This is a genomic window from Solimonas sp. K1W22B-7 (assembly GCF_003428335.1).
GTDB lineage: Bacteria > Pseudomonadota > Gammaproteobacteria > Nevskiales > Nevskiaceae > Solimonas_A.
This window is the reverse complement of the sequence record NZ_CP031704.1, coordinates 3,827,779-3,845,813: the sequence shown is the minus strand read 5'-3', so window position 1 is coordinate 3,845,813 and position 18,035 is coordinate 3,827,779. Positions and strand designations below refer to the sequence as shown.

General features: G+C 66.5%; 19 protein-coding genes. 8 read left to right on the top strand and 11 right to left on the bottom strand.

Going from position 1 to position 18,035, the window contains the following annotated elements:
- Positions 1–6 precede the first annotated feature (6 nt).
- The 3 genes from D0B54_RS17295 to rnt all read right to left on the bottom strand — a co-directional run bounded on the left by D0B54_RS17295 (position 7) and on the right by rnt (position 3,444).
- On the bottom strand, positions 7–1,524 hold the full coding sequence (locus D0B54_RS17295; protein ID WP_117292507.1) for a glucan biosynthesis protein G: 1,518 nt from the start codon (positions 1,522–1,524) through the stop codon (positions 7–9).
- A gap of 94 nt (positions 1,525–1,618) precedes the next feature.
- The gene (locus tag D0B54_RS17290; protein ID WP_117292506.1) at positions 1,619–2,767 is read right to left on the bottom strand and encodes an SMP-30/gluconolactonase/LRE family protein; all 1,149 of its coding nucleotides are present in this window, start codon (positions 2,765–2,767) and stop codon (positions 1,619–1,621) included.
- Positions 2,764–3,444, bottom strand: a complete 681-nt coding sequence (gene rnt / locus D0B54_RS17285) for a ribonuclease T (protein ID WP_117292505.1) — start codon at positions 3,442–3,444, stop codon at positions 2,764–2,766. Before rnt ends, D0B54_RS17290 begins: the two co-directional genes overlap by 4 nt.
- 178 nt (positions 3,445–3,622) lie before the next feature.
- On the opposite strand from rnt, the gene D0B54_RS17280 reads away from it, so the two are divergent.
- The gene (locus tag D0B54_RS17280) at positions 3,623–4,837 is read left to right on the top strand and encodes an argininosuccinate synthase (protein ID WP_117292504.1); all 1,215 of its coding nucleotides are present in this window, start codon (positions 3,623–3,625) and stop codon (positions 4,835–4,837) included.
- Positions 4,838–5,034: 197 nt separating this feature from the next.
- Here the strand turns inward: D0B54_RS17280 and fdxA are convergent, their stop codons facing one another.
- The 5 genes from fdxA to D0B54_RS17255 form a co-directional block, all read right to left on the bottom strand.
- Positions 5,035–5,358: a ferredoxin FdxA gene (gene fdxA / locus D0B54_RS17275; protein WP_117292503.1), complete on the bottom strand. Its 324-nt coding sequence runs from the start codon at positions 5,356–5,358 to the stop codon at positions 5,035–5,037.
- Between the two features lie 160 nt (positions 5,359–5,518).
- Complete coding sequence (locus tag D0B54_RS17270) at positions 5,519–6,646, bottom strand: hypothetical protein (protein ID WP_117292502.1); 1,128 nt, start codon at positions 6,644–6,646, stop codon at positions 5,519–5,521.
- 137 nt (positions 6,647–6,783) lie between these two features.
- Positions 6,784–7,362, bottom strand: a complete 579-nt coding sequence (locus D0B54_RS17265; protein ID WP_117295339.1) for an NUDIX hydrolase — start codon at positions 7,360–7,362, stop codon at positions 6,784–6,786.
- An 11-nt stretch (positions 7,363–7,373) separates the two neighbouring features.
- Positions 7,374–7,913 (bottom strand): L,D-transpeptidase, encoded by a 540-nt coding sequence (locus D0B54_RS17260; protein WP_162932502.1) that lies wholly within the window; start codon positions 7,911–7,913, stop codon positions 7,374–7,376.
- Between the two features lie 71 nt (positions 7,914–7,984).
- On the bottom strand, positions 7,985–8,293 hold the full coding sequence (locus D0B54_RS17255; RefSeq protein ID WP_117292500.1) for a hypothetical protein: 309 nt from the start codon (positions 8,291–8,293) through the stop codon (positions 7,985–7,987).
- Between the two features lie 204 nt (positions 8,294–8,497).
- Here D0B54_RS17255 and D0B54_RS17250 point away from each other — a divergent pair, with 204 nt between their 5' ends.
- On the top strand, positions 8,498–9,385 hold the full coding sequence (locus D0B54_RS17250) for a hypothetical protein (protein WP_162932501.1): 888 nt from the start codon (positions 8,498–8,500) through the stop codon (positions 9,383–9,385).
- Between the two features lie 113 nt (positions 9,386–9,498).
- A protein-coding gene (locus D0B54_RS17245; protein ID WP_162932227.1) for an IS3 family transposase occupies positions 9,499–10,718 on the top strand; the annotation gives its coding sequence in 2 pieces (ribosomal slippage) (positions 9,499–9,856 and positions 9,856–10,718; 1,221 coding nt in all).
- Between the two features lie 53 nt (positions 10,719–10,771).
- Here the strand turns inward: D0B54_RS17245 and D0B54_RS17240 are convergent.
- Complete coding sequence (locus D0B54_RS17240; RefSeq protein ID WP_117295337.1) at positions 10,772–11,176, bottom strand: DUF4399 domain-containing protein; 405 nt, start codon at positions 11,174–11,176, stop codon at positions 10,772–10,774.
- 312 nt (positions 11,177–11,488) lie between these two features.
- On the opposite strand from D0B54_RS17240, the gene D0B54_RS17235 reads away from it, so the two are divergent.
- The gene (locus D0B54_RS17235) at positions 11,489–12,826 is read left to right on the top strand and encodes a DEAD/DEAH box helicase (protein WP_117292498.1); all 1,338 of its coding nucleotides are present in this window, start codon (positions 11,489–11,491) and stop codon (positions 12,824–12,826) included.
- A gap of 68 nt (positions 12,827–12,894) precedes the next feature.
- Positions 12,895–13,167: an RNA recognition motif domain-containing protein gene (locus D0B54_RS17230; RefSeq protein ID WP_117292497.1), complete on the top strand. Its 273-nt coding sequence runs from the start codon at positions 12,895–12,897 to the stop codon at positions 13,165–13,167.
- A gap of 101 nt (positions 13,168–13,268) precedes the next feature.
- Here D0B54_RS17230 and rpiA read toward each other — a convergent pair whose 3' ends face one another.
- Both rpiA and D0B54_RS17220 read right to left on the bottom strand, forming a co-directional pair.
- A complete protein-coding gene (gene rpiA / locus D0B54_RS17225; protein WP_117292496.1) occupies positions 13,269–13,931 on the bottom strand; it encodes a ribose-5-phosphate isomerase RpiA in 663 nt (220 codons plus the stop codon).
- Positions 13,928–14,614 carry a YggS family pyridoxal phosphate-dependent enzyme gene (locus D0B54_RS17220; RefSeq protein WP_117292495.1) on the bottom strand — a complete coding sequence of 229 codons (687 nt, stop codon included), beginning with the start codon at positions 14,612–14,614 and terminating at the stop codon, positions 13,928–13,930. The genes rpiA and D0B54_RS17220 overlap by 4 nt, the downstream gene beginning before the upstream one ends.
- 69 nt (positions 14,615–14,683) lie before the next feature.
- On the opposite strand from D0B54_RS17220, the gene D0B54_RS17215 reads away from it, so the two are divergent.
- The 3 genes from D0B54_RS17215 to D0B54_RS17205 are packed head-to-tail and all read left to right on the top strand — an operon-like array spanning position 14,684 to position 18,027.
- On the top strand, positions 14,684–15,727 hold the full coding sequence (locus tag D0B54_RS17215) for a type IV pilus twitching motility protein PilT (protein WP_117292494.1): 1,044 nt from the start codon (positions 14,684–14,686) through the stop codon (positions 15,725–15,727).
- A gap of 32 nt (positions 15,728–15,759) precedes the next feature.
- Positions 15,760–16,926: a PilT/PilU family type 4a pilus ATPase gene (locus tag D0B54_RS17210; protein ID WP_117292493.1), complete on the top strand. Its 1,167-nt coding sequence runs from the start codon at positions 15,760–15,762 to the stop codon at positions 16,924–16,926.
- A gap of 39 nt (positions 16,927–16,965) precedes the next feature.
- Positions 16,966–18,027 carry a PilT/PilU family type 4a pilus ATPase gene (locus D0B54_RS17205; protein ID WP_117292492.1) on the top strand — a complete coding sequence of 354 codons (1,062 nt, stop codon included), beginning with the start codon at positions 16,966–16,968 and terminating at the stop codon, positions 18,025–18,027.
- The last annotated feature ends 8 nt before the right edge of the window (positions 18,028–18,035 follow it).

Genomic DNA, 18,035 nt, shown 5'->3' with positions numbered 1-18,035 from the left:
CGAAGGCTAGCGCGGTTCGCCCGGCAGGATGTAGCTCCAGGTTTCGGAGAGCGTGTCCTTGTCGTTGCGCAGCACGGCACGCAGTTCCAGCGGCTTTTCCGGGTCCTGGCGCTTCACGCGCAGGCTGATGCGCCAGCCGCCGGTGACGTCGTTGCGGTAGGTCTGGCGCTCCAGGATCTCGCCGTTGTCGCCCACCCAGACGCCGCCGACCAGCTTGGCGTCGTCCGGCAGGTCGGGCAGGGCGCCGCCCTCGAAGTCGATGTGGAAGCGGATGCTGTCGTCGCTGCCGCGCATCAGGCCGTGGCCGTAGCGCGACTGCACGGCCCGCGCCAGGCCCTCGGGCCGGGTTTCACGCAGCTTCTGCCAGTGCAGCGTGTATTCCACGTCCAGCGGCTTGCCCGGCGCCGGCAGCTGCTCCGGCACCCAGTAGGCCACGATGTTGTCGTTGGTCTCGTCCGGCGTGGGGATCTGCACCAGCTCCACGCGTCCGGGCCCCCAGTTGCCCTTGGGCTCCACCCAGGCGCTGGGGCGCTGCTCGTAGCGCGCTTCCAGGTCCTCGTAGTGGCGGAAGTCGCGGTCGCGCTGCATCAGGCCGTAGCCGCGCGGGCCGCTGGCCGAGAACGAGGTGATCAGCAGGCGGCGCGGGTTGGACAGCGGGCGCCACAGCCATTCCTTGTCGGTCTGCACCAGCAGGCCGTCGGAATCGTGCACCTCGGGCCGGTAGTCGGCGTTCTGGTTGGGCTGGTTCTCGCCGAAGAAGTACATGCTGGTCAGCGGCGCCACGCCGAGCTTGCCGACCTCCTCGCGCAGGTAGACGCGGCTCCTGACGTCGATCTGCGTGGTGTCGCCCGGCTTGATGCGGAACTGGTAGGCGCCGGTGAGGCGCTTGGAATCCAGCAGTGCGTAGATCGTCAGTTCCTGGTCGCCGGCCTTGGGCGCCTGCACCCAGAACTCGTTGAAGTGCGGAAACTCCTCGCCGGACATCAGGCCGGTGTCCACCGCCAGCGCCCGCGCCGACAGGCCGTAGCGCTGGCCCTTGCCCAGGGCGCGGAAGTAGCTGGCGCCGAGGAAGACGATCAGCTCGTCCTTGTAGTTCTTGGAGTTGAGCGGGTAATGCGCGCGAAAGCCGGCATAGCCCAGGTCGCGCAGCTTGCTGCGGTCGACGTTGTTGCGGCCGTAGTCGAAGTAGTCGGGGTTGAAGCGGAACGGCGTGACGCCCTGTGCCGTGACCAGGTTGATCTTCACTTCCTGGTTGTAGTACAGCCCCGGGTGGAAGAACTGCAGTTCGAAAGGCAGTTTGGCCTTGCGCCACAGCGACTGGTCCTGGCGGAAGCGGATGTCGCGGTACTGGTCGTAGCCCAGGTCGGCCACTTCCTTGGGCAGCCGGGTGTCCGGCTTCTCATAGGAGCGCTCCGACAGGCTCTGGGCGCGCCGTGCGACGTCATTGAAGCTGAAGGCCTGCGCCGGGCCGGCCAGCGCCAGGGCGAAGAACATCGTCAGCAGGCAGCGGGACAGGGTGGGCATGCAGGTCGGCAGCGGTTGGATCCGGGATTTTGCGCGCGATTCTAAAAGAACACAGGAGAGTGCAGGGGCTGGGCTTGCTCGCGGCTGAACGCCATCAGTGCCCCGGGATGCCGGCGACCGGGGCTTTGAACCGGAATACGGGGTAGGGCGCATGGGCGGCGACGCTGGACTGCGGCAGGCCGATCACCTGGTGCAGGCTGGAGCAGCTGACATAAAGCCAGCCGTCCGGGCCGAAGCTGAACCCGTCGGGCCAGCGCAGGCGCGGCGTCTGCAGCAGGGTTTCCAGCGTCCGGTCGGGCTTGAGCAGCAGGATCGCCGAGTGCTCGGGGTCCGACAGGTAGATGTTGCCCTCGCCGTCCATGGTCAGGCCGTCGGTCATGGTCTTGGGCGCGTAGGTCTCCACCCGCGCCGCCAGGTCCGCGGCGCTGAGGCTGCTGTCGACCAGGTCGCCGCTGCGGATGCGATAGAGCTGGGTGCTGGTGACCGGGGCGAAGTACAGCCACTGGCCGTTGGCGTCCAGCGCGATGGAATCCACCCCCGGCCGCACCGCCACCAGGCCGTAGGCCTCCATGCGGCGGCCGTCGACCACCGGCGTGTAGAACTCCGGGGTGACCGAGGGCTGGCCTTCGAGCACGCGGCGCGCCTCGCGCTTCTCGATGTCGAACACGATCAGCGCCGGGGTCCTGGCGAACAGGCTGGCGTCGGCGATGAACACGGTCCTGCCATCCAGCGACACCTGGAAGTCGTTGAGGTGCGAGCCCAGCCCGGCGATCGCGCGCGGGAACTCGTAGTCCACCAGCACCTCGTTGCGGCGCGGGTCGAAGGCCAGCAGGCGTCCCGGGTGGCGGCCATGGCCGCCGTTGTCCAGGGTCCAGAGGCGGCCATAGCCGTCGATGCGCAGCGACAGCACGTCGCGGAAATGGCGCGGTTCGCCGGCACCGGTCTGGAATGCCTCGTTGGGAAAAGGCACGGCCTTGCCGTCAACCAGTTCGGCGACCTTGATCGCGGGCCTGGCCTCCGGGTGCAGGGTGACGAATACCCGGCCACCGGAAGACACCGCGATGTTGCCTGGCGGTGTCGGCAATTCGGCCACCAGCTCCAGCGCGGACTCCGGCAGGCGCGGCGGCCCGGGAACGCGATTGGGAAAGTCGCCGCCGCCGCCGTAGCGCAGCTTGACGGCCAGCAGCAGGCCCAGTGCCAGGAGCAGCAGGAACGCGCCGCCACCCAGCAGGGCGCGCTTCATTCCGGTTCCTCGAAGTGGATGGGTTCCTCGTCGCTGTCGCCGGGCAGCAGGCCCTTGAGGCGGTTGACCAGCAGGCAGAACAGGTCGGCGGTCTTCTCGGCGTCGTAGATCGCCGAATGGGCCTCGTTCTGGTCATGGCCCAGGCCGGCCACCTGCAGCGAGCGCGCCAGCACGGTCTGGCCGAGCATGGCGCCGGCCAGGGTCACCGTGTCGAAGGCCGAAAACGGGTGGAAGGGGCTGCGCTTGACGCCGGTGCGCGCGATCGCGGCATTCAGGAAGCCCAGGTCGAAGTGGGCGTTGTGGCCGACCAGGATCGCGCGGGTGCAGCCGTTCTCCGACACCGCCTGGCGGATCGGCTTGAAGATATGGGACAGGGCCTCGGCTTCCGGCCGCGCCAGGCGCAGCGGGTTGTCGACCCTGATGCCGTTGATCTCCATGGAGGCCTTCTCCATGTTGGCGCCCGGGAAGGGGGTGATATGCGAGAACACGGTCTGGCGGCGCACCAGGTCGCCGTTCCCGTCCACGCCCAGGATCACCGCGGCGATCTCCAGCAGCGCGTCGGTCTGCGAGTTGAAACCACCGGTCTCCACGTCCACCACCACCGGCAGGAAGCCGCGGAAACGATGGCCGAGCTTGGGCGGCCTGGGGGCGGGGGTGGGGGAGGTCTGGTCGTTCAAGGCGGGTTCCGGATGGGGGCTGCGCGGGCCCCGGCAGGGGCGCGGCGCGTCATTTTCCCCGATTCCGGGCCGGCCGTGGGGTGAACCGGGCCGCCGCGCATGCGGGCGGCGGCCATTTCAGGCAAAATCCGCGCGCTTTTTCCTCACCCCTGTCCCTTACTGCGGTCACGAAAAACCCATGAGCAAAGTGCGCAAAGTCGCGCTCGCCTATTCCGGCGGGCTGGATACCTCGGTCATCCTCAAGTGGCTGCAGGACACCTACAACTGCGAGGTGGTGACCTTCACCGCCGACATCGGCCAGGGCGAGGAGCTGGACCACGTGCGCCCCAAGGCCAAGGCCCTGGGCGTGAAGGAAATCTTCATCGACGATCTGCGCGAGGAATTCGTCCGCGATTTCGTCTTCCCGATGTTCCGCGCCAACGCGATCTACGAGGGCGAGTACCTGCTCGGCACCTCGATCGCGCGCCCGCTGATCGCCAAGCGCCTGATGGAGATCGCCGAGAAGACCGGCTGCGACGCCATTTCCCATGGCGCCACCGGCAAGGGCAACGACCAGGTCCGTTTCGAACTGGGGGCCTACCACTTCAACCCCGACATCAAGGTCATCGCGCCCTGGCGCGAGTGGGACCTGACCTCGCGCGAGACCCTGCTGGCCTACGCCGCAAAGCACAAGATCCCCATCACCAAGAAGAAGGGCGGCGGCTCACCCTACTCGATGGACGCCAACGCGCTGCACATCTCCTACGAGGGCGGCGGCCTGGAAGACCCGTGGTGGGTGCCGGATGACTCCATCTGGCGCTGGACCAAGAACCCCGAAGACGCCCCGGACGCCCCGGAGATCGTCACCATCAAGTTCGAGCAGGGCGACGCGGTGGCCGTCAACGGCAAGCGCATGAAGCCCTACAAGCTGCTGGCCACGCTCAACGAGCTGGGCGGCAAGCACGGCATCGGCCGCCTCGACATCGTCGAGAACCGCTACGTCGGCATGAAGTCGCGCGGCTGCTACGAAACCCCGGGTGGCACGATCCTGCTCAAGGCGCACCGCGCGATCGAGAGCCTCTGCCTCGACCGCGAGCAGGCGCACCTGAAGGACGAGATCATGCCGCGCTACGCCAAGCTGATCTACAACGGCTACTGGTTCAGCCCCGAGCGCCGCGCCCTGCAGGCCCTGATCGACGATACCCAGGTCAAGGTCAACGGCGATGTGCGCCTGAAGCTGTACAAGGGCGCCGTCTACAACGCCGGCCGCCGCTCCAAGGACTCCCTGTTCGACGCCCGCGTGGCGACCTTCGAGGACGACAAGGGCGCTTACAACCAGAAGGACGCCGAGGGCTTCATTCGCCTCAACGCGCTGCGCCTGCGGACGGGCGCTCGGCGCGATCGAAAGGCGTAAGTCGTTGCTGCAGCAAGAAAAAGCCCGCTTTCGCGGGCTTTTTCGTTTCTGGACGCCGGCCCTGCAGATGCAGGAGCCAGCTTGCTGGCGACAACCACCTTGTCGCCAGCAAGCTCGCTCCTGCATGGCTTGCTCCGGGTAATCATCCCCAGCAAAAAAGCCCGCTCGAGGCGGGCTTTCTCGCATCAGGGTGCGGACTAGCGTTCGAGCAGGGCCAGCTTGCCCGGCTTGCCGTCCCATTCCTTGGCGTCGGCAGCCATCTCCCGCTTTTCGGTAATGACCGGCCAGACCTTGGTCAGCTCGGCATTGAGCTGCTTGAAGTGCGCCTGGTCGGCGGGCAGGTCGTCCTCGGCGAAGATCGCCTCGGCCGGGCATTCCGGCTCGCAGAGGGTGCAGTCGATGCACTCCTCCGGGTCGATCACCAGGAAGTTGGGGCCTTCGTGGAAACAGTCGACCGGGCAGACCTCCACGCAGTCGGTGTATTTGCACTTGATGCAGTTTTCAATAACGACGAAGGTCATGGCTTCTACAGGGCGGCTGGGACAATCGGGAGATGTATTTTAAACGAAACTGCAACGGTAGCGAGGTCGTCCGTCCGGACGTGGTCGGCGCCAGACCGGCGGGCGCCCCAAAAAAAGCCCCGCCGGGGCGGGGCTTCTGGTCTTCAGTACCCTTCCGGGCTCAGAAGAAGCTGCCCGCGTAACCGGCGAAGGCCGCGATGCCGCCGGCATTGCAGCGTTCGGTGGACTGCGCCGTGGCCAGTTCCTGTGCCGTGAAGGTCTGGGTGCTGGACCCCTGGGTCACCGTCACGCCGCCGTCGCTGTTGTAGGCCACCGTGGAGGCGGTGCCGTTGACCGTCAGCGCGAGCTCACCCGCCGTCGCCTGGCCGGCACCATTGCGGGTCAGCGGCGTGTTGGTCGCGATCACCACCGTCACCTTGCAGGCCGAGGTGTCGATGCTGTACTGGCCGGCCAGGCTGGTGCCGGCCGCGTTCGTGCCGATCCGGAAGCGGTCGCTCAGCGCCTTGCCGAACAGGATCGTGCCCTTGTCGCCGGCGCTGGCGCCGCCGCTGCTGCCCACCACCGCGAACTTGAAGGACGAGAAGATCTGCGCCTCGGTGCCCTCGCCGGTGGACTTGGAGTCGTTGCGCAGGAACAGGTCCAGCTGCGAGCTGCCGTCGAAGCTGTGGCCGGCGGCGCTGCCGTTGATGCGGGTGTCGAAGCTCAGCGGGTTGGCCTCGGTGCCCAGCGAAGCGAAGCCGTAGCCGTAGCCGCTGGTGCTGGCGCTTCCGCTCTGGATCTGGCCGTCCAGCGTGATGCGGGTGCGCGTGTTCGATGCCGGGATGCCGTTGCCGCCGGGGTTGTTGATGTCCTGGTCCAGCAGCACGCAGTCGTCGATGGTCTGGGTGGCGATGCTGTAGTTGAGCGACTGTGCCTCGGTGTAGGGCACGTTGCCCGGCGGGGCGCTGCTGTTCTGCGGCGTGCCGACGGTGCCGGAACCGCCGGAGCAGAGGTCCTGGCCGGCCGCCTTCGGCGCCGCTGCGGCCGAAGGAGCCGGAGCCGCGGGGGCGGCCGGCAGGATCGCGTCGAGCTGGTTGATCACGGCCAGCGCCACCGCGGCCTGGTTGGCCACCGCCGAGCGGCTGCCGCCGTTGACGCCGGGGCCGCCACCGCCGCCGCCACCGCCCGTGCCATCCGGGCCGCCGCCGTCGTTGTCGCTGCAGCCGGCCGTCATGCCGCCGACAGCGACGAGCGCGGCCAGCGCGGCGATGCGCGTCATGCGCCGCGCGGTCTGAGTCTTGTTGATCATCGAATGCTCTCCGAAAGGTCGTTACCCGATCCTGGGTGCGGGCCAATCTACGGAGAACACCGCGGCGTTTTTATCCCCACGCGGGGGGGATTCCCCCGTTCAGGGGGCGGGCCCCCGATATTGGGGGATGACAGGCCCTAGATGTTGCCGCCGCTGACTTCGGCGCGCTGCGGTGGCCGCGGGCGGAACTTCAGGTCGAGCGTGTGCGTGCTGTACCGGCCGATCTGGCGATCGGCGAAGAAGAACTTGAGGCTGTGCCAGATCGTCGGGAAGGCGATGTCGTCCCAGGGGATCTCGTCCTCGCGCATCAGCCGCACCTCGGAGCTTTCGAGTGTCGGGCCGAAATGCGTGCCGAGCATGCGCCCGCGATGGATCAGGTAGACCTGGCTGACGTAGGGCACGTTGATGACGGCGATCAGGTCCAGCGGCTCCACCTCTGCCTGTGCTTCCTCCAGTGCCTCGCGCACGGCGCCCTGGCCGCTGCTTTCGCCCAGCTCCATGAAACCTGCGGGGAAGGTCCACAGGCCCAGGCGCGGTTCGATGTTGCGGCGGCACATCAGGACGCGGCCGTCCTCGGCCTCGGGCACCACGCCGACGATCACCTTGGGGTTGATGTACTGGATGTTGCCGCAGCGGCCGCAGACATGGCGCTCGAGGTGATCGCCCTCCGGCACGCGGAAATCGACCCCGTGGCCGCAGGCATTGCAGTAGCGGATCGGGGGCGTGATCACGGGTGTGCGCTCCCGCCGGTGTCGCCCAGGCTCACCTGCTGCGGCGGCGGAGGGTGTCCGATGATCAGTACGCGGTCGCCGGGGCGCAGCGCGCGCGCCAGTTCCTCCAGGTCACGTTCGTGCATGCGCACGCAGCCATAGCTGCTGGCCTGCCCGATGGAGGCCGGCTCATTGGTGCCGTGGATGCCGATGGAGTCCTGCAGCCGCACGAACCAGGCGCCGAGGGGGTTGCCGTCTCCCGGCGGCACCGTGGCGGGCAGCTTGATGCCGCGCGCCGCGTGGTCGCGGCGGATCGTCGCCGTGGGATACCAGGTGGGGCGGTGCGCGATCTGCTCCACGCGGTATACGCCCGGCGGGGTGGGCGTGTGCTCGGTGCCCACCGCGACCGTGTAGTTGACGATGCGCTGGCCGCGCTTGAGGTAGAGGCGGCGTGCGGCGGCGTCCACCAGCACGCGTGCCGGGGACTGCAGCCAGCTGTCGTAGTCGGTCGCCAGGATCGGCTCCTCGCGCCTGCGGACACGCTTCTTCGCGGGCACAGGCCGCTCCTCCGCCAGTGCGGACGGCGGCTCGGCTGCCGGCAGCGGCGGCAGTGCTTCGACCCGCAGCTTCAGCTGGCCGGGGGCTGTTCGCCCTGCTGCGCCGAGACTTGCACCTCGCGCCATTCCAGCCAGGCGTAGTAGTCCTGCACCAGTGCCGTGGCCTCGTCCTGCAGGGCCTGGTCCAGCGGGCGGCCCTGCAGTGCGGCCAGTGCGGCATCCAGGTCGGGGCTGGCGACCGGGCCCTCGGTTTCGACGTGGCTCAGCGTCAAGGGCTCGTGCGCGGGCTCGGCCTGCTGCGCCACGGCCGGGCCGGCGCTGGCGAACAGCAGGGCGGCACCGGCGGACCAGCGCGCCAGGGTCTGGATGATTGCGGACATTGCGACAATGTAGGGCCGCGGCGGGCAAACGTCGACTCCCGCGCCGGCCGGCGGTCCGCGCCGCCGGTTCCGGCGGCCTGCCCGAAGCGCCGAGGGCGCCGCATCGTCCGTCTGCATGACCCCCATCAATCGCTGGATTTGCAAAGGAAAATGCGGGAACATTCGGCGCAGCTGATAAAAGCATTTAAATCCAGAGGGGGAGATATGAAAAGGTCCGCAAGTGCCGCTGCGGTATTGATGGGCATGCTGATCGCGCTGCCGGTCATGGCGCAGGAAGAAGCCACTGCTGCCAGTCCGGAGTCTGCTGAAGTGGCGCCGGCGGATGCCAGCGCGCCGGCTGACGTCAGCGCCGCCGATGCGGCAGGCGCCGAGGCTGCGCCGGCCGATGCCGCCGCTGCTGAAGCCGCTCCTGCCGATGCCGCCGCTGCCGATGCCGGCGCCGAGGCTGCTCCTGCCGATGTCGCCGCCGAAGCCGCTCCCGCGGATGCCGCTGCTGCCGACCTGAGCGCAGAGGCTGCACCGGTTGAGGAAGCCCCGGCCGAAGCCGCCGCCGAGGAAGCCCCGGCCGAGGACAGCGCCAGCGAGAGCGCCGACTCCGGCGAACCGTTCCACTTCTACATCGGCGTCGACAAGGCCGAGGTCACCCTGGCCCTGTCCGACGATGCCCTGGTCACCGCCTTCGGCGGCGACGAGCTGGAATCCAGCATGTACCGCATCCGTGCCGGCACGCGCCTGCTCGACGCCGTGGGCATCGAGCTGCACTACGGCGTGGCCGACGACAAGGACGACGGCGCCGAGAAGTTCGAGGTCGGCGAGTACTACGGCATCTTCGTGGTGCCCACCGGCTCGCTGTTCGAGCTGGTCGAGATCTCGGTGCCCATCGGCTACTCCTCGATGAAGGCCGAGCGCGGCGCTGCCAGCGAGACCTTCGACGGCGTGTCCTACGGCCTCAACGTGGAAGTGCCGATCACGCTGAACTCCGACTGGATCCCGGACATCCGCCTGGGCGGCGGTGGCCTGGTCTACCGCGCCGACCGCGATTCCCGCGTCTACGGCTATCACTTCGGCGTGCGCCTCGACTTCAAGATCTGAAGACGCGGACCCTGGAGCAACGAAAAGGGCGGCCCTCGGGCCGCCCTTTTTTTTCGCCGCTGACCCGTCCTGCCCTGGGTTGACACCTTTTCGAAGCCGAGAAGGAGAGTCAAATGGAATCAAGGGCTAAGAGGACACAGCGCGATTACACGATGGCCTTTAAGTTGGCGGTTGTGGATCAGGTTGAGAAAGGTGAGATGAGTTGTAGGCAGGCCCAGGAGCGCTACGGCATCCAGGGCAGCTCGACGGTTCTGCACTGGGTTCGGCGATATGGCCGGCCTGTAGCGGGGCGGGCATCATGGGCTCCTCAAGGGAAGCCGATGATGAGTGAAAAGAAGCCACTGACGCCCGAGCAGCGGATCAAGCAGCTGGAGGTCGAGTTGCGGGAGGCCAAGGAGAAGGCCCAGTTTTTCGAGGCGGTGGTGGATGTCCTGAAGAAGGACTACGGAGTGGTGGTAAAAAAGCCTGTGGGCAAGTCCTCGCGCAAAAGCTCGTAATGGGCTTGAGCGTTAAGAGGGCTTGCCGCTACATGGGCATCAGCCGGCAGGCGTACTACCAGCGGCTGGAGTGCGCGCGCGAGCGTGCACAGACCTGTTCCGAGGTGATCCGGCGCGTGGAGCAGATTCGCCTGCGCCAGCCGCGCGTGGGCACCCGCAAGCTGCAGCACCTGCTGCAGCGGCCCGACGGCATCCACGTGGGGCGAGATACCCTGTTCGGTATTCTGCGCAACGCCCGGATGCTGGTCCCCAGCCGCCGGGCGTACCACAAGACCACCGACAGCCATCATCGCTTCCGCAAGCATCCGAACCTGCTCAAGCCGGGAAGCGGCATCCAGCCCGCGACCGGCGAGCAGGTCTGGGTCGCCGACATCACTTATCTGCCGACGCGGGAGAAATGCGTCTACCTGAGCCTGGTCACCGATGCCTACTCCCGCAAGATCGTCGGCTATCACGTCCACGACAGCCTGCAGACCGAGCAGGTCAGTGAGGCCCTGAAGATGGCGCTCAAGACCCGGCAGACGGCTCAGCGGCTGATCCACCACTCCGACCGGGGCATCCAGTACTGCTCGAACGTCTACCAGCAGATCCACCAACGACACGGCCTGACCTGCTCGATGACCGACGGCTACGACTGCTACCAGAACGCCCTGGCAGAGCGCGTCAACGGCATCCTGAAGAACGAATTCCTGCTCCAGCGACCCGCCAACCTTGAGCAGGCCGAACAGATGGTCCGGCAGTCCATCCACACCTACAACCATGAACGGCCACACCTGGCCCTGAAATACAAAACGCCCGATGAAGTCCATCGGGCGTCTGTATCCAGCATACTTTAGCGACCAGTTTTACCCCGTATAGGTGTCAACCTATTTCAGGACGGGTCACGCGCTTACTTGGTGACGGTGATGGTGATCTTCGGCGAGGCCAGCGTGGGATTCTGCGGCTGGTGCTTCCAGTCGCCCAGCACCAGTTGCAGGGTGTGCTTGCCGGGCTTGAGATCCAGCGTGGTCTCGGTCTGGCCGCCGCCGAAGTGCTTGACCTGGTCGGTGGCGGGCAGGGGCTTGGTCAGGTCCACGGCCGGGTCGTCGATCAGCAGGTGGTGGTGGCCGGTGTTGGCCTGGTTGACGCCCGCCGGCGCGATACCCATGCCGGCCAGGCCGAACACGACCTTGACCGGGCCCTTCACGGTGGCGCCGTCCTTGGGTTCGATGAAGTAGACCGAGGCGCCGGCCGGGGCGGCCTGCGGCAGGCCCAGCTGCTCCTCGGCCTTCTGGCTGGCCTGCTGCTTGGCCATGCCCTTGAGGTCTTTCCAGGTGTCGGCCTGGGCGGGCAGGGCGACGGCGGCGGTCAGTACGGCGGCGATACAGGCAAGACGCATCGGATTCTCCGTTGAGGTGGGGGGATTCTGGCTGCGATCATACGACGCAGCCTGCCGGATTAGGTGATCCGGGAGAGCGCTTGTATACTGCGCGCCGTTCGCGAGGTGCCCCCGGTTGGCACCATGGGCCGGCGTCTTCCGCCTGCCCTCCCCGGATCCTTTGATTCCCAGCAGCCTGAACCGGCTCGGATAAACATCCCGCAGCAGGCGCGTTCAGGAGGTTATTACATGTCGTTTTCCAAGTTGGGCCTTTCCGAAGGCCTGCTGCAGGCCGTTGCCCAGGAAGGCTATTCCGAGCCGACGCCGATCCAGGCCCAGGCCATTCCCGTGGTGCTGTCCGGCCGCGACCTGCTGGCCGCTGCCCAGACCGGCACCGGCAAGACTGCCGCTTTCACCCTGCCGCTGCTGCACAAGCTCGGCCTGACCCCGCCGGACCCCAACGGCACGCACCGCGTGCGCGTGCTGGTGCTGGTGCCCACCCGCGAACTGGCCGCCCAGGTGGCCGAGAGCGTGCGCACCTACGGCAAGCAGCTGCGTCACCTGCGCACGGTGATGGTGGTGGGCGGCGTCAACATCAACCCGCAGATCGACAACCTCAAGCGCGGCTGCGACATCCTGGTGGCGACCCCGGGACGCCTGCTGGACCTGGCCGGCCAGCGCGCCGTGCACCTGGGCAAGGTCGAAACGCTGGTGCTGGACGAGGCCGACCGCATGCTCGACATGGGCTTCATCCACGACATCAAGCGCGTCATCGCGCTGATTCCCAAGGAGCGCCAGAGCCTCATGTTCTCGGCGACTTTCTCCAAGGAAATCCGTGGACTGGCCGAGGGCCTGCTGCGCAACCCGGCGACCATCGACATCGCGCCGCGCAATTCCGCGGCCGAGAGCGTCACCCAGCGCGTGGTGCACACCGACAAGGCGCAGAAGGCCGACCTGCTGGCCTACATGATCAGCAGCGGCAACTGGCGCCAGACCCTGGTGTTCACCCGCACCAAGCACGCTGCCAACCGCCTCGCCGAGAAGCTGGCGAAGTGGGAGATCACCACCGCCGCCCTGCACGGCAACAAGAGCCAGAACGCCCGTACCAAGGCGCTGGCCGACTTCAAGGCCGGCGCGGTGCGCGTGCTGGTGGCGACCGATATCGCTGCGCGCGGCCTGGATATCGACCAGCTGCCGCACGTAGTGAACTTCGAGCTGCCGAACGTGCCTGAGGACTATGTGCACCGCATCGGCCGCACCGGCCGTGCCGGTGCCGAGGGCGAGGCGATTTCGCTGGTGTCGCCCGACGAGCGCGGCGAACTCAAGGACATCGAGCGCCTGCTGAAGAAACCTGTGCAGGTGATGACGGTCGAAGGCTACACGCCGCGCCCGCAGGCCCCGGAGCCGCCGCGTCCGCCGCGTCCGCCCCAGGGCCAGCGCCGCCAGGCCACCGTGCGCGGTCGCGACAAGGGTTCGGAGAAGCGTCCGCAGCAGGCAGGGCCGGGTGGCCGCAAGTCCTGGAGCACCACCGGCTCGCCGCACAAGACCGCCGAGCATCTGGCCGGCAAGAGCCGCAAGGTTCATTGAGCCGCAGAGAATAGAGATACCCCGCGGGCAGGTGCCTGCGGGTCATGATTCACATTTGGAGTACTGATATGAAGCGCATCTTCGCCGGCAACCTGCCCAGCGACACCACCGAGGCGGAACTGTCCGCGCTGTTTGCCGGCTTCGGGCGCGTGCGTTCGATCAAGCTCATGCAGGACGTGTTCAGCGGCCAGTGCAAGGGCTTCGGCTTTGTCGAGATGGAGGGCCACGAGGCCCGCGCCGCGATCGCCGGCCTCAACGGCAAGGAACTGCGCGGCAAGCCGCTCAAGGTCAACGAAGAACAGCCGCGCGACGACAAGCGTGGCGGTCCGCGCCGCCGCTAGAAGCGAGGACGCGGTCCGCGAATGAACGCAAATGGAACGCCCTGTATTCGCGTTCATTTGCGTTCATTCGCGGACTGAACGCTGTTGGCTTGGCTGCCGTTTCAGCCGGGCTTGATCTCGCGCACGCCTGCCGGCGTGCCCAGCAGCAGCACGTCGGCCGGGCGATGGGCAAACAGGCCGACGGTGACCACGCCGGCGATCTGGTTGATCTGTGCCTCCAGCTTCACCGGGTCGAGTATCTCCAGGCCGCGCACGTCGATGATGACGTTGCCGTTGTCGGTCACCACGCCATCGCGCAGGTAAGGCTGGCCGCCGAGCTTCACCATCTCGCGGGCGACGTAGCTCTGCGCCATCGGGATCACTTCCACCGGCAGCGGGAACTTGCCCAGCACCGGCACCAGCTTGGATTCGTCGGCGATGCAGATGAACTTGCGCGAGGCGCCGGCCACGATCTTCTCGCGCGTCAGCGCCGCGCCGCCGCCCTTGATCAGCTGCAGGTGCTTGTTGGCCTCGTCGGCGCCGTCGACGTAGATCGACAGCGTACCGGTCTTGTTCAGGTCCAGCACCGGGATGCCGAGCTTCTTCAGGCGCTCGGTGGAGGCGTTGGACGAGGACACCGCGCCGGGGATGTCGTCGCGGATCTTCGCCAGCGCGTCGATGAAGTAGTTCACCGTGGAGCCGGTACCGACGCCCAGCACCTCGCCGGGAACGACGTACTTGAGCGCGGCTTCAGCCGCCGCTTTCTTGGCTTCATCCTGGGTCATGGGGTTCTCTTTCCGAATATGGATGTTCCGACGCGCACGATCGTGGCGCCCTCGGCGATGGCGTCCTCGAGATCGTCCGACATGCCGGCCGAAATTGTATCGACTTCCAGCCCGGCCCGGCGCAGCTCCCCGAACAGTTCCCGCAGCTGCCGGAACGGCGCGCGCCGGTCGGTGGCTGCCACGGCCGGCGCCGGGATCGCCATCAGGCCGCGCAACCGCAGGCGCGGCAACCGCGCCACGGTGGCGCAGAGTTCCAGGACCTCGGCGGGTGCGCAGCCGGACTTGCTGGCCTCACCCGAGACGTTGACCTGGACACAGACGTTCAGCGGCGCCCGGCCCTCCGGGCGCTGGTCCGACAGGCGCTGGGCGATCTTCAGGCGCTCCACCCCGTGTACCCAGTCGAAGCGTTCGGCCAGGCTGCGGGTCTTGTTGGATTGCACCGGGCCGATGAAATGCCACTCCAGCGGCAGGTCCGCCAGCGCGGCCTGCTTGTCGAGTGCCTCCTGCAGGTAGTTTTCGCCGAAGCCGAACTGTCCGGCGGCATGCGCCACGCGCACCGCCTCTGCGTCGAAGGTCTTGGAAACCGCCAGCAGTCTGGCGGCGTTTTCGGGCCGTCCGGCGGCCTTGCAGGCAGCTTCGATGCGCGCCTGGACGCGGGCCAGGTTGTAGGGAATGTTCGCCATGTTGCCTGCGCGCGTAAATGCCTATAACGTCACGGGATTATTGGAAGAGCATAGCTGGGGAGCTACCGAATGGATATCGCGCAGTTGCTGACTTTCAGCGTCAAACAGGGCGCGTCAGACCTGCACCTTTCCGCTGGCGTCGAGCCGATGATCCGGGTCGACGGCGACGTCAAGCGCATCAACCTGCCGCCGCTGGACCACAAACAGGTCCACGACATGGTGTACGACATCATGAACGACAAGCAGCGCAAGGCCTGGGACGAATTCCTCGAAACCGACTTCTCGTTCGAAATCCCCGGCCTGGCGCGCTTCCGCGTCAACGCCTTCACCCATGCGCGCGGCTCGGGCGCCGTGTTCCGTACCATTCCCTCCAAGATCCTGTCGCTGGAGGAGCTCAAGTGCCCGTCCATCTTCAAGGACATCGCCGAGTATCCGCGCGGCGTGGTGCTGGTCACCGGCCCGACCGGCTCGGGCAAGTCCACGACCCTGGCCGGCATCGTCAACCACATCAACGAGAACGAGTACGGTCACATCCTCACCATCGAGGATCCGATCGAATTCGTGCACCAGTCGAAGAAGTGCCTGATCAACCAGCGCGAAGTGCACCGCGACACGCTGGGCTTCAACGAGTCGCTGCGCTCGGCCTTGCGTGAAGACCCCGACGTCATCCTGGTCGGCGAAATGCGCGACCTGGAAACGATCCGCCTGGCGCTGACCGCCGCGGAAACCGGACACCTGGTGTTCGGTACCCTGCATACCTCGTCGGCGGCCAAGACCATCGACCGTATCATCGACGTGTTCCCGGCGGCGGAAAAGGAAATGGTGCGCGCGATGCTGTCCGAATCGCTGCGTGCGGTGATCTCGCAGACCCTGCTCAAGAAGAAGGGCGGCGGCCGTGTCGCGGCGCACGAGATCATGATCGGCAACCCGGCCATCCGCAACCTGATCCGCGAGGCCAAGATCGCGCAGATGTACTCGGCCATCCAGACCGGCCAGAAAGAGGGCATGCAGACACTGGACCAGTGCCTCAAGGACATGGTCAAGAGAGGTATCGTCGGGCTGGAAGAAGCACGCATCAAGTCCGCCGATCCGCGTAACTTCACCGTCAATTAAAGAACAGGGTCGACAGACCCAGGAGGCCGGCGATGGAACGCGACCAGGCAATCAAACTCGTACAGCAGTTGCTGACCCTGATGAAGCAGAAGGGTGCATCCGATCTGTTCATCTCCTCCGGCTTCCCGCCGGCGATCAAGCTCGACGGCCAGATGACGCCGGTGATGGACAAGCCGCTGCAGCCCGAGCAGGCGGCCATCATCATGCGTTCGCTGATGAACGACCGGAACATCAAGGAGTTCGAAGCCAGCAACGAGTGCAACTTCGCGATCAGCCCGCCGGGTATCGGCCGCTTCCGCGTCAACGCCTTCGTGCAGCAGGGCCGTGTCGGCGGCGTGATGCGTACCATCAACACCACGATCCCCACCTTCGAGCAGCTGGGCCTGCCCGAGCAGCTCAAGAAGGTCTGCATGGAAAAGCGCGGCCTGGTGCTGATGGTCGGCGCCACGGGTTCGGGCAAGTCGACCTCGCTGGCGGCGATGGTGGGCCACCGCAACGCCAATTCGCGCGGCCACATCATCACGATCGAGGACCCGATCGAGTACGTGCATCCGCACAACGGCTGCATGGTGACCCAGCGCGAAGTCGGCCAGGATACCTTCTCCTGGGAAAACGCCCTGAAGAACACCCTGCGCCAGGCGCCCGACGTCATCCAGATCGGCGAAATCCGTACCCGCGAGACCATGGAGTACGCGGTCAACTTCGCCGAAACCGGTCACCTCGTGCTGTCCACGCTGCACGCCAACAGCGCCAACCAGGCGCTGGACCGCATCATCAACTTCTTCCCCGAGGAGAAGCGCGAGCAGCTGCTGATGGACCTGTCGCTGAACCTCAAGGCGATCATTTCCCAGCGCCTGGTGCGCAAGGACGGCGGCGGCCGTGCCGCGGCCATGGAAATCATGATCAATTCGCCGCTGGTCGCCGACATGATCTTCAAGGGCGACGTGGTCGGCATCAAGGAAGTCATGGGCCGCTCCAACGAGCAGGGCATGATCACCTTCGACCAGTACCTGTTCGAGCTGTTCGAGGACGGCGTCATCAGCTACGACGAGGCGGTCCGCAACGCCGACTCGCAGAACGAGCTGCGCCTGCGCGTCAAGCTCGAGTCCCGTCGTGCACGCCAGAACCTGATGGATGACGACATGGTGCGCAAGATGGGCATGAAGGAAGAAGAAAAATCGCAGCTGGTGCACCGCTAAGGGCGTGCATCCGACTCGCAGACAGGGAGTAGCCTTGAGATGCTGAAGATCCTGCCGTACCTGAAACTGGCGGTGGAGAAGAACGCCTCCGACATTTTCTTCACCGCCAACGCGCCGGCGATGTTGAAGATCGAGGGCGAGATGCACGCCGTCGGCAAGACCCTGATGACCTCCGAGTTCATCCGGGAGCTGGCCTACAGCATCCTGACCCCCGAGCAGCAGGCGCACCTGGAAGAGCACTGGGAGCTGGACCTGGCGACGCAGGCCGGCGGCCTGGGCCGTTTCCGCGTCAACATCTTCAACCAGCGCGGCACGCTCGCCATGGTGCTGCGCTACGTCAGGTCGCAGGTGCCGACGATCGCCGAGCTGGGGGTGCCCGAGGTGCTGGGCGACCTGATCATGCTCAAGCGCGGCCTGGTCCTGATGGTCGGCGCTACCGGCTCGGGCAAGTCCACCACGCTGGCGGCGATGATCAATCATCGCAACGAGCTGTCCAGCGGCCACATCCTGACGATCGAGGATCCGGTGGAGTTCGTCCACCCGAACCGCCGCAGCATCGTCAACCAGCGTGAAGTCGGCACCGACACCATCACCTACGAGCGCGCGCTGAAGAGCTCGCTGCGCGAGGCGCCGGACATGATCCTGATCGGCGAGGTACGTGTCCGCGAAACCATGGATGCCTGCATCCAGCTGGCCAACACCGGTCACCTGGCGGTATCGACGCTGCACGCCAACAACGCCTACCAGGCGCTGCAGCGTATCGTGAACCTGTACCCGCCCGACTTGCGCGACCAGCTCTACATGGACCTGTCGCTGACCCTGCGCGCGATCATTTCGCAGCGCCTGGTGCGCCGCAAGGACGGTCGCCGCGTGCCGGCCTTCGAGGTCATGATCAACTCTCCCTACGTGCAGGAACTGATCCTCCACAAGCGCATCGACGAGATCAAGGACGCCATGAACCAGTCCTCGGACAAGGGCACGCTGACCTTCGACGCCTCGCTCTATGGGCTCTACCGCCAGGGCGTGATCGAACTCGACGAGGCGCTCAACAACGCCGATTCGCGCACGAATCTGGAAGCCAAGATCAACTTCGGCAGCTAGCTGCCTGC

Excerpts from the sequence above, each read along its gene's own strand:
- D0B54_RS17210 (WP_117292493.1), top strand. The coding sequence starts at position 15,760 with ATGGAACGCGACCAGGCAATCAAACTCGTACAGCAGTTGCTGACCCTG.
- D0B54_RS17235 (WP_117292498.1), top strand. The coding sequence starts at position 11,489 with ATGTCGTTTTCCAAGTTGGGCCTTTCCGAAGGCCTGCTGCAGGCCGTT.
- D0B54_RS17230 (WP_117292497.1), top strand. The coding sequence starts at position 12,895 with ATGAAGCGCATCTTCGCCGGCAACCTGCCCAGCGACACCACCGAGGCG.
- D0B54_RS17220 (WP_117292495.1), bottom strand. The coding sequence starts at position 14,614 with ATGGCGAACATTCCCTACAACCTGGCCCGCGTCCAGGCGCGCATCGAA.
- D0B54_RS17270 (WP_117292502.1), bottom strand. The coding sequence starts at position 6,646 with ATGATCAACAAGACTCAGACCGCGCGGCGCATGACGCGCATCGCCGCG.
- D0B54_RS17280 (WP_117292504.1), top strand. The coding sequence starts at position 3,623 with ATGAGCAAAGTGCGCAAAGTCGCGCTCGCCTATTCCGGCGGGCTGGAT.
- D0B54_RS17250 (WP_162932501.1), top strand. The coding sequence starts at position 8,498 with ATGAAAAGGTCCGCAAGTGCCGCTGCGGTATTGATGGGCATGCTGATC.
- D0B54_RS17240 (WP_117295337.1), bottom strand. The coding sequence starts at position 11,176 with ATGGCCAAGCAGCAGGCCAGCCAGAAGGCCGAGGAGCAGCTGGGCCTG.
- fdxA (WP_117292503.1), bottom strand. The coding sequence starts at position 5,358 with ATGACCTTCGTCGTTATTGAAAACTGCATCAAGTGCAAATACACCGAC.
- D0B54_RS17295 (WP_117292507.1), bottom strand. The coding sequence starts at position 1,524 with ATGCCCACCCTGTCCCGCTGCCTGCTGACGATGTTCTTCGCCCTGGCG.
- rpiA (WP_117292496.1), bottom strand. The coding sequence starts at position 13,931 with ATGACCCAGGATGAAGCCAAGAAAGCGGCGGCTGAAGCCGCGCTCAAG.
- D0B54_RS17255 (WP_117292500.1), bottom strand. The coding sequence starts at position 8,293 with ATGTCCGCAATCATCCAGACCCTGGCGCGCTGGTCCGCCGGTGCCGCC.
- D0B54_RS17205 (WP_117292492.1), top strand. The coding sequence starts at position 16,966 with ATGCTGAAGATCCTGCCGTACCTGAAACTGGCGGTGGAGAAGAACGCC.
- D0B54_RS17215 (WP_117292494.1), top strand. The coding sequence starts at position 14,684 with ATGGATATCGCGCAGTTGCTGACTTTCAGCGTCAAACAGGGCGCGTCA.
- D0B54_RS17290 (WP_117292506.1), bottom strand. The coding sequence starts at position 2,767 with ATGAAGCGCGCCCTGCTGGGTGGCGGCGCGTTCCTGCTGCTCCTGGCA.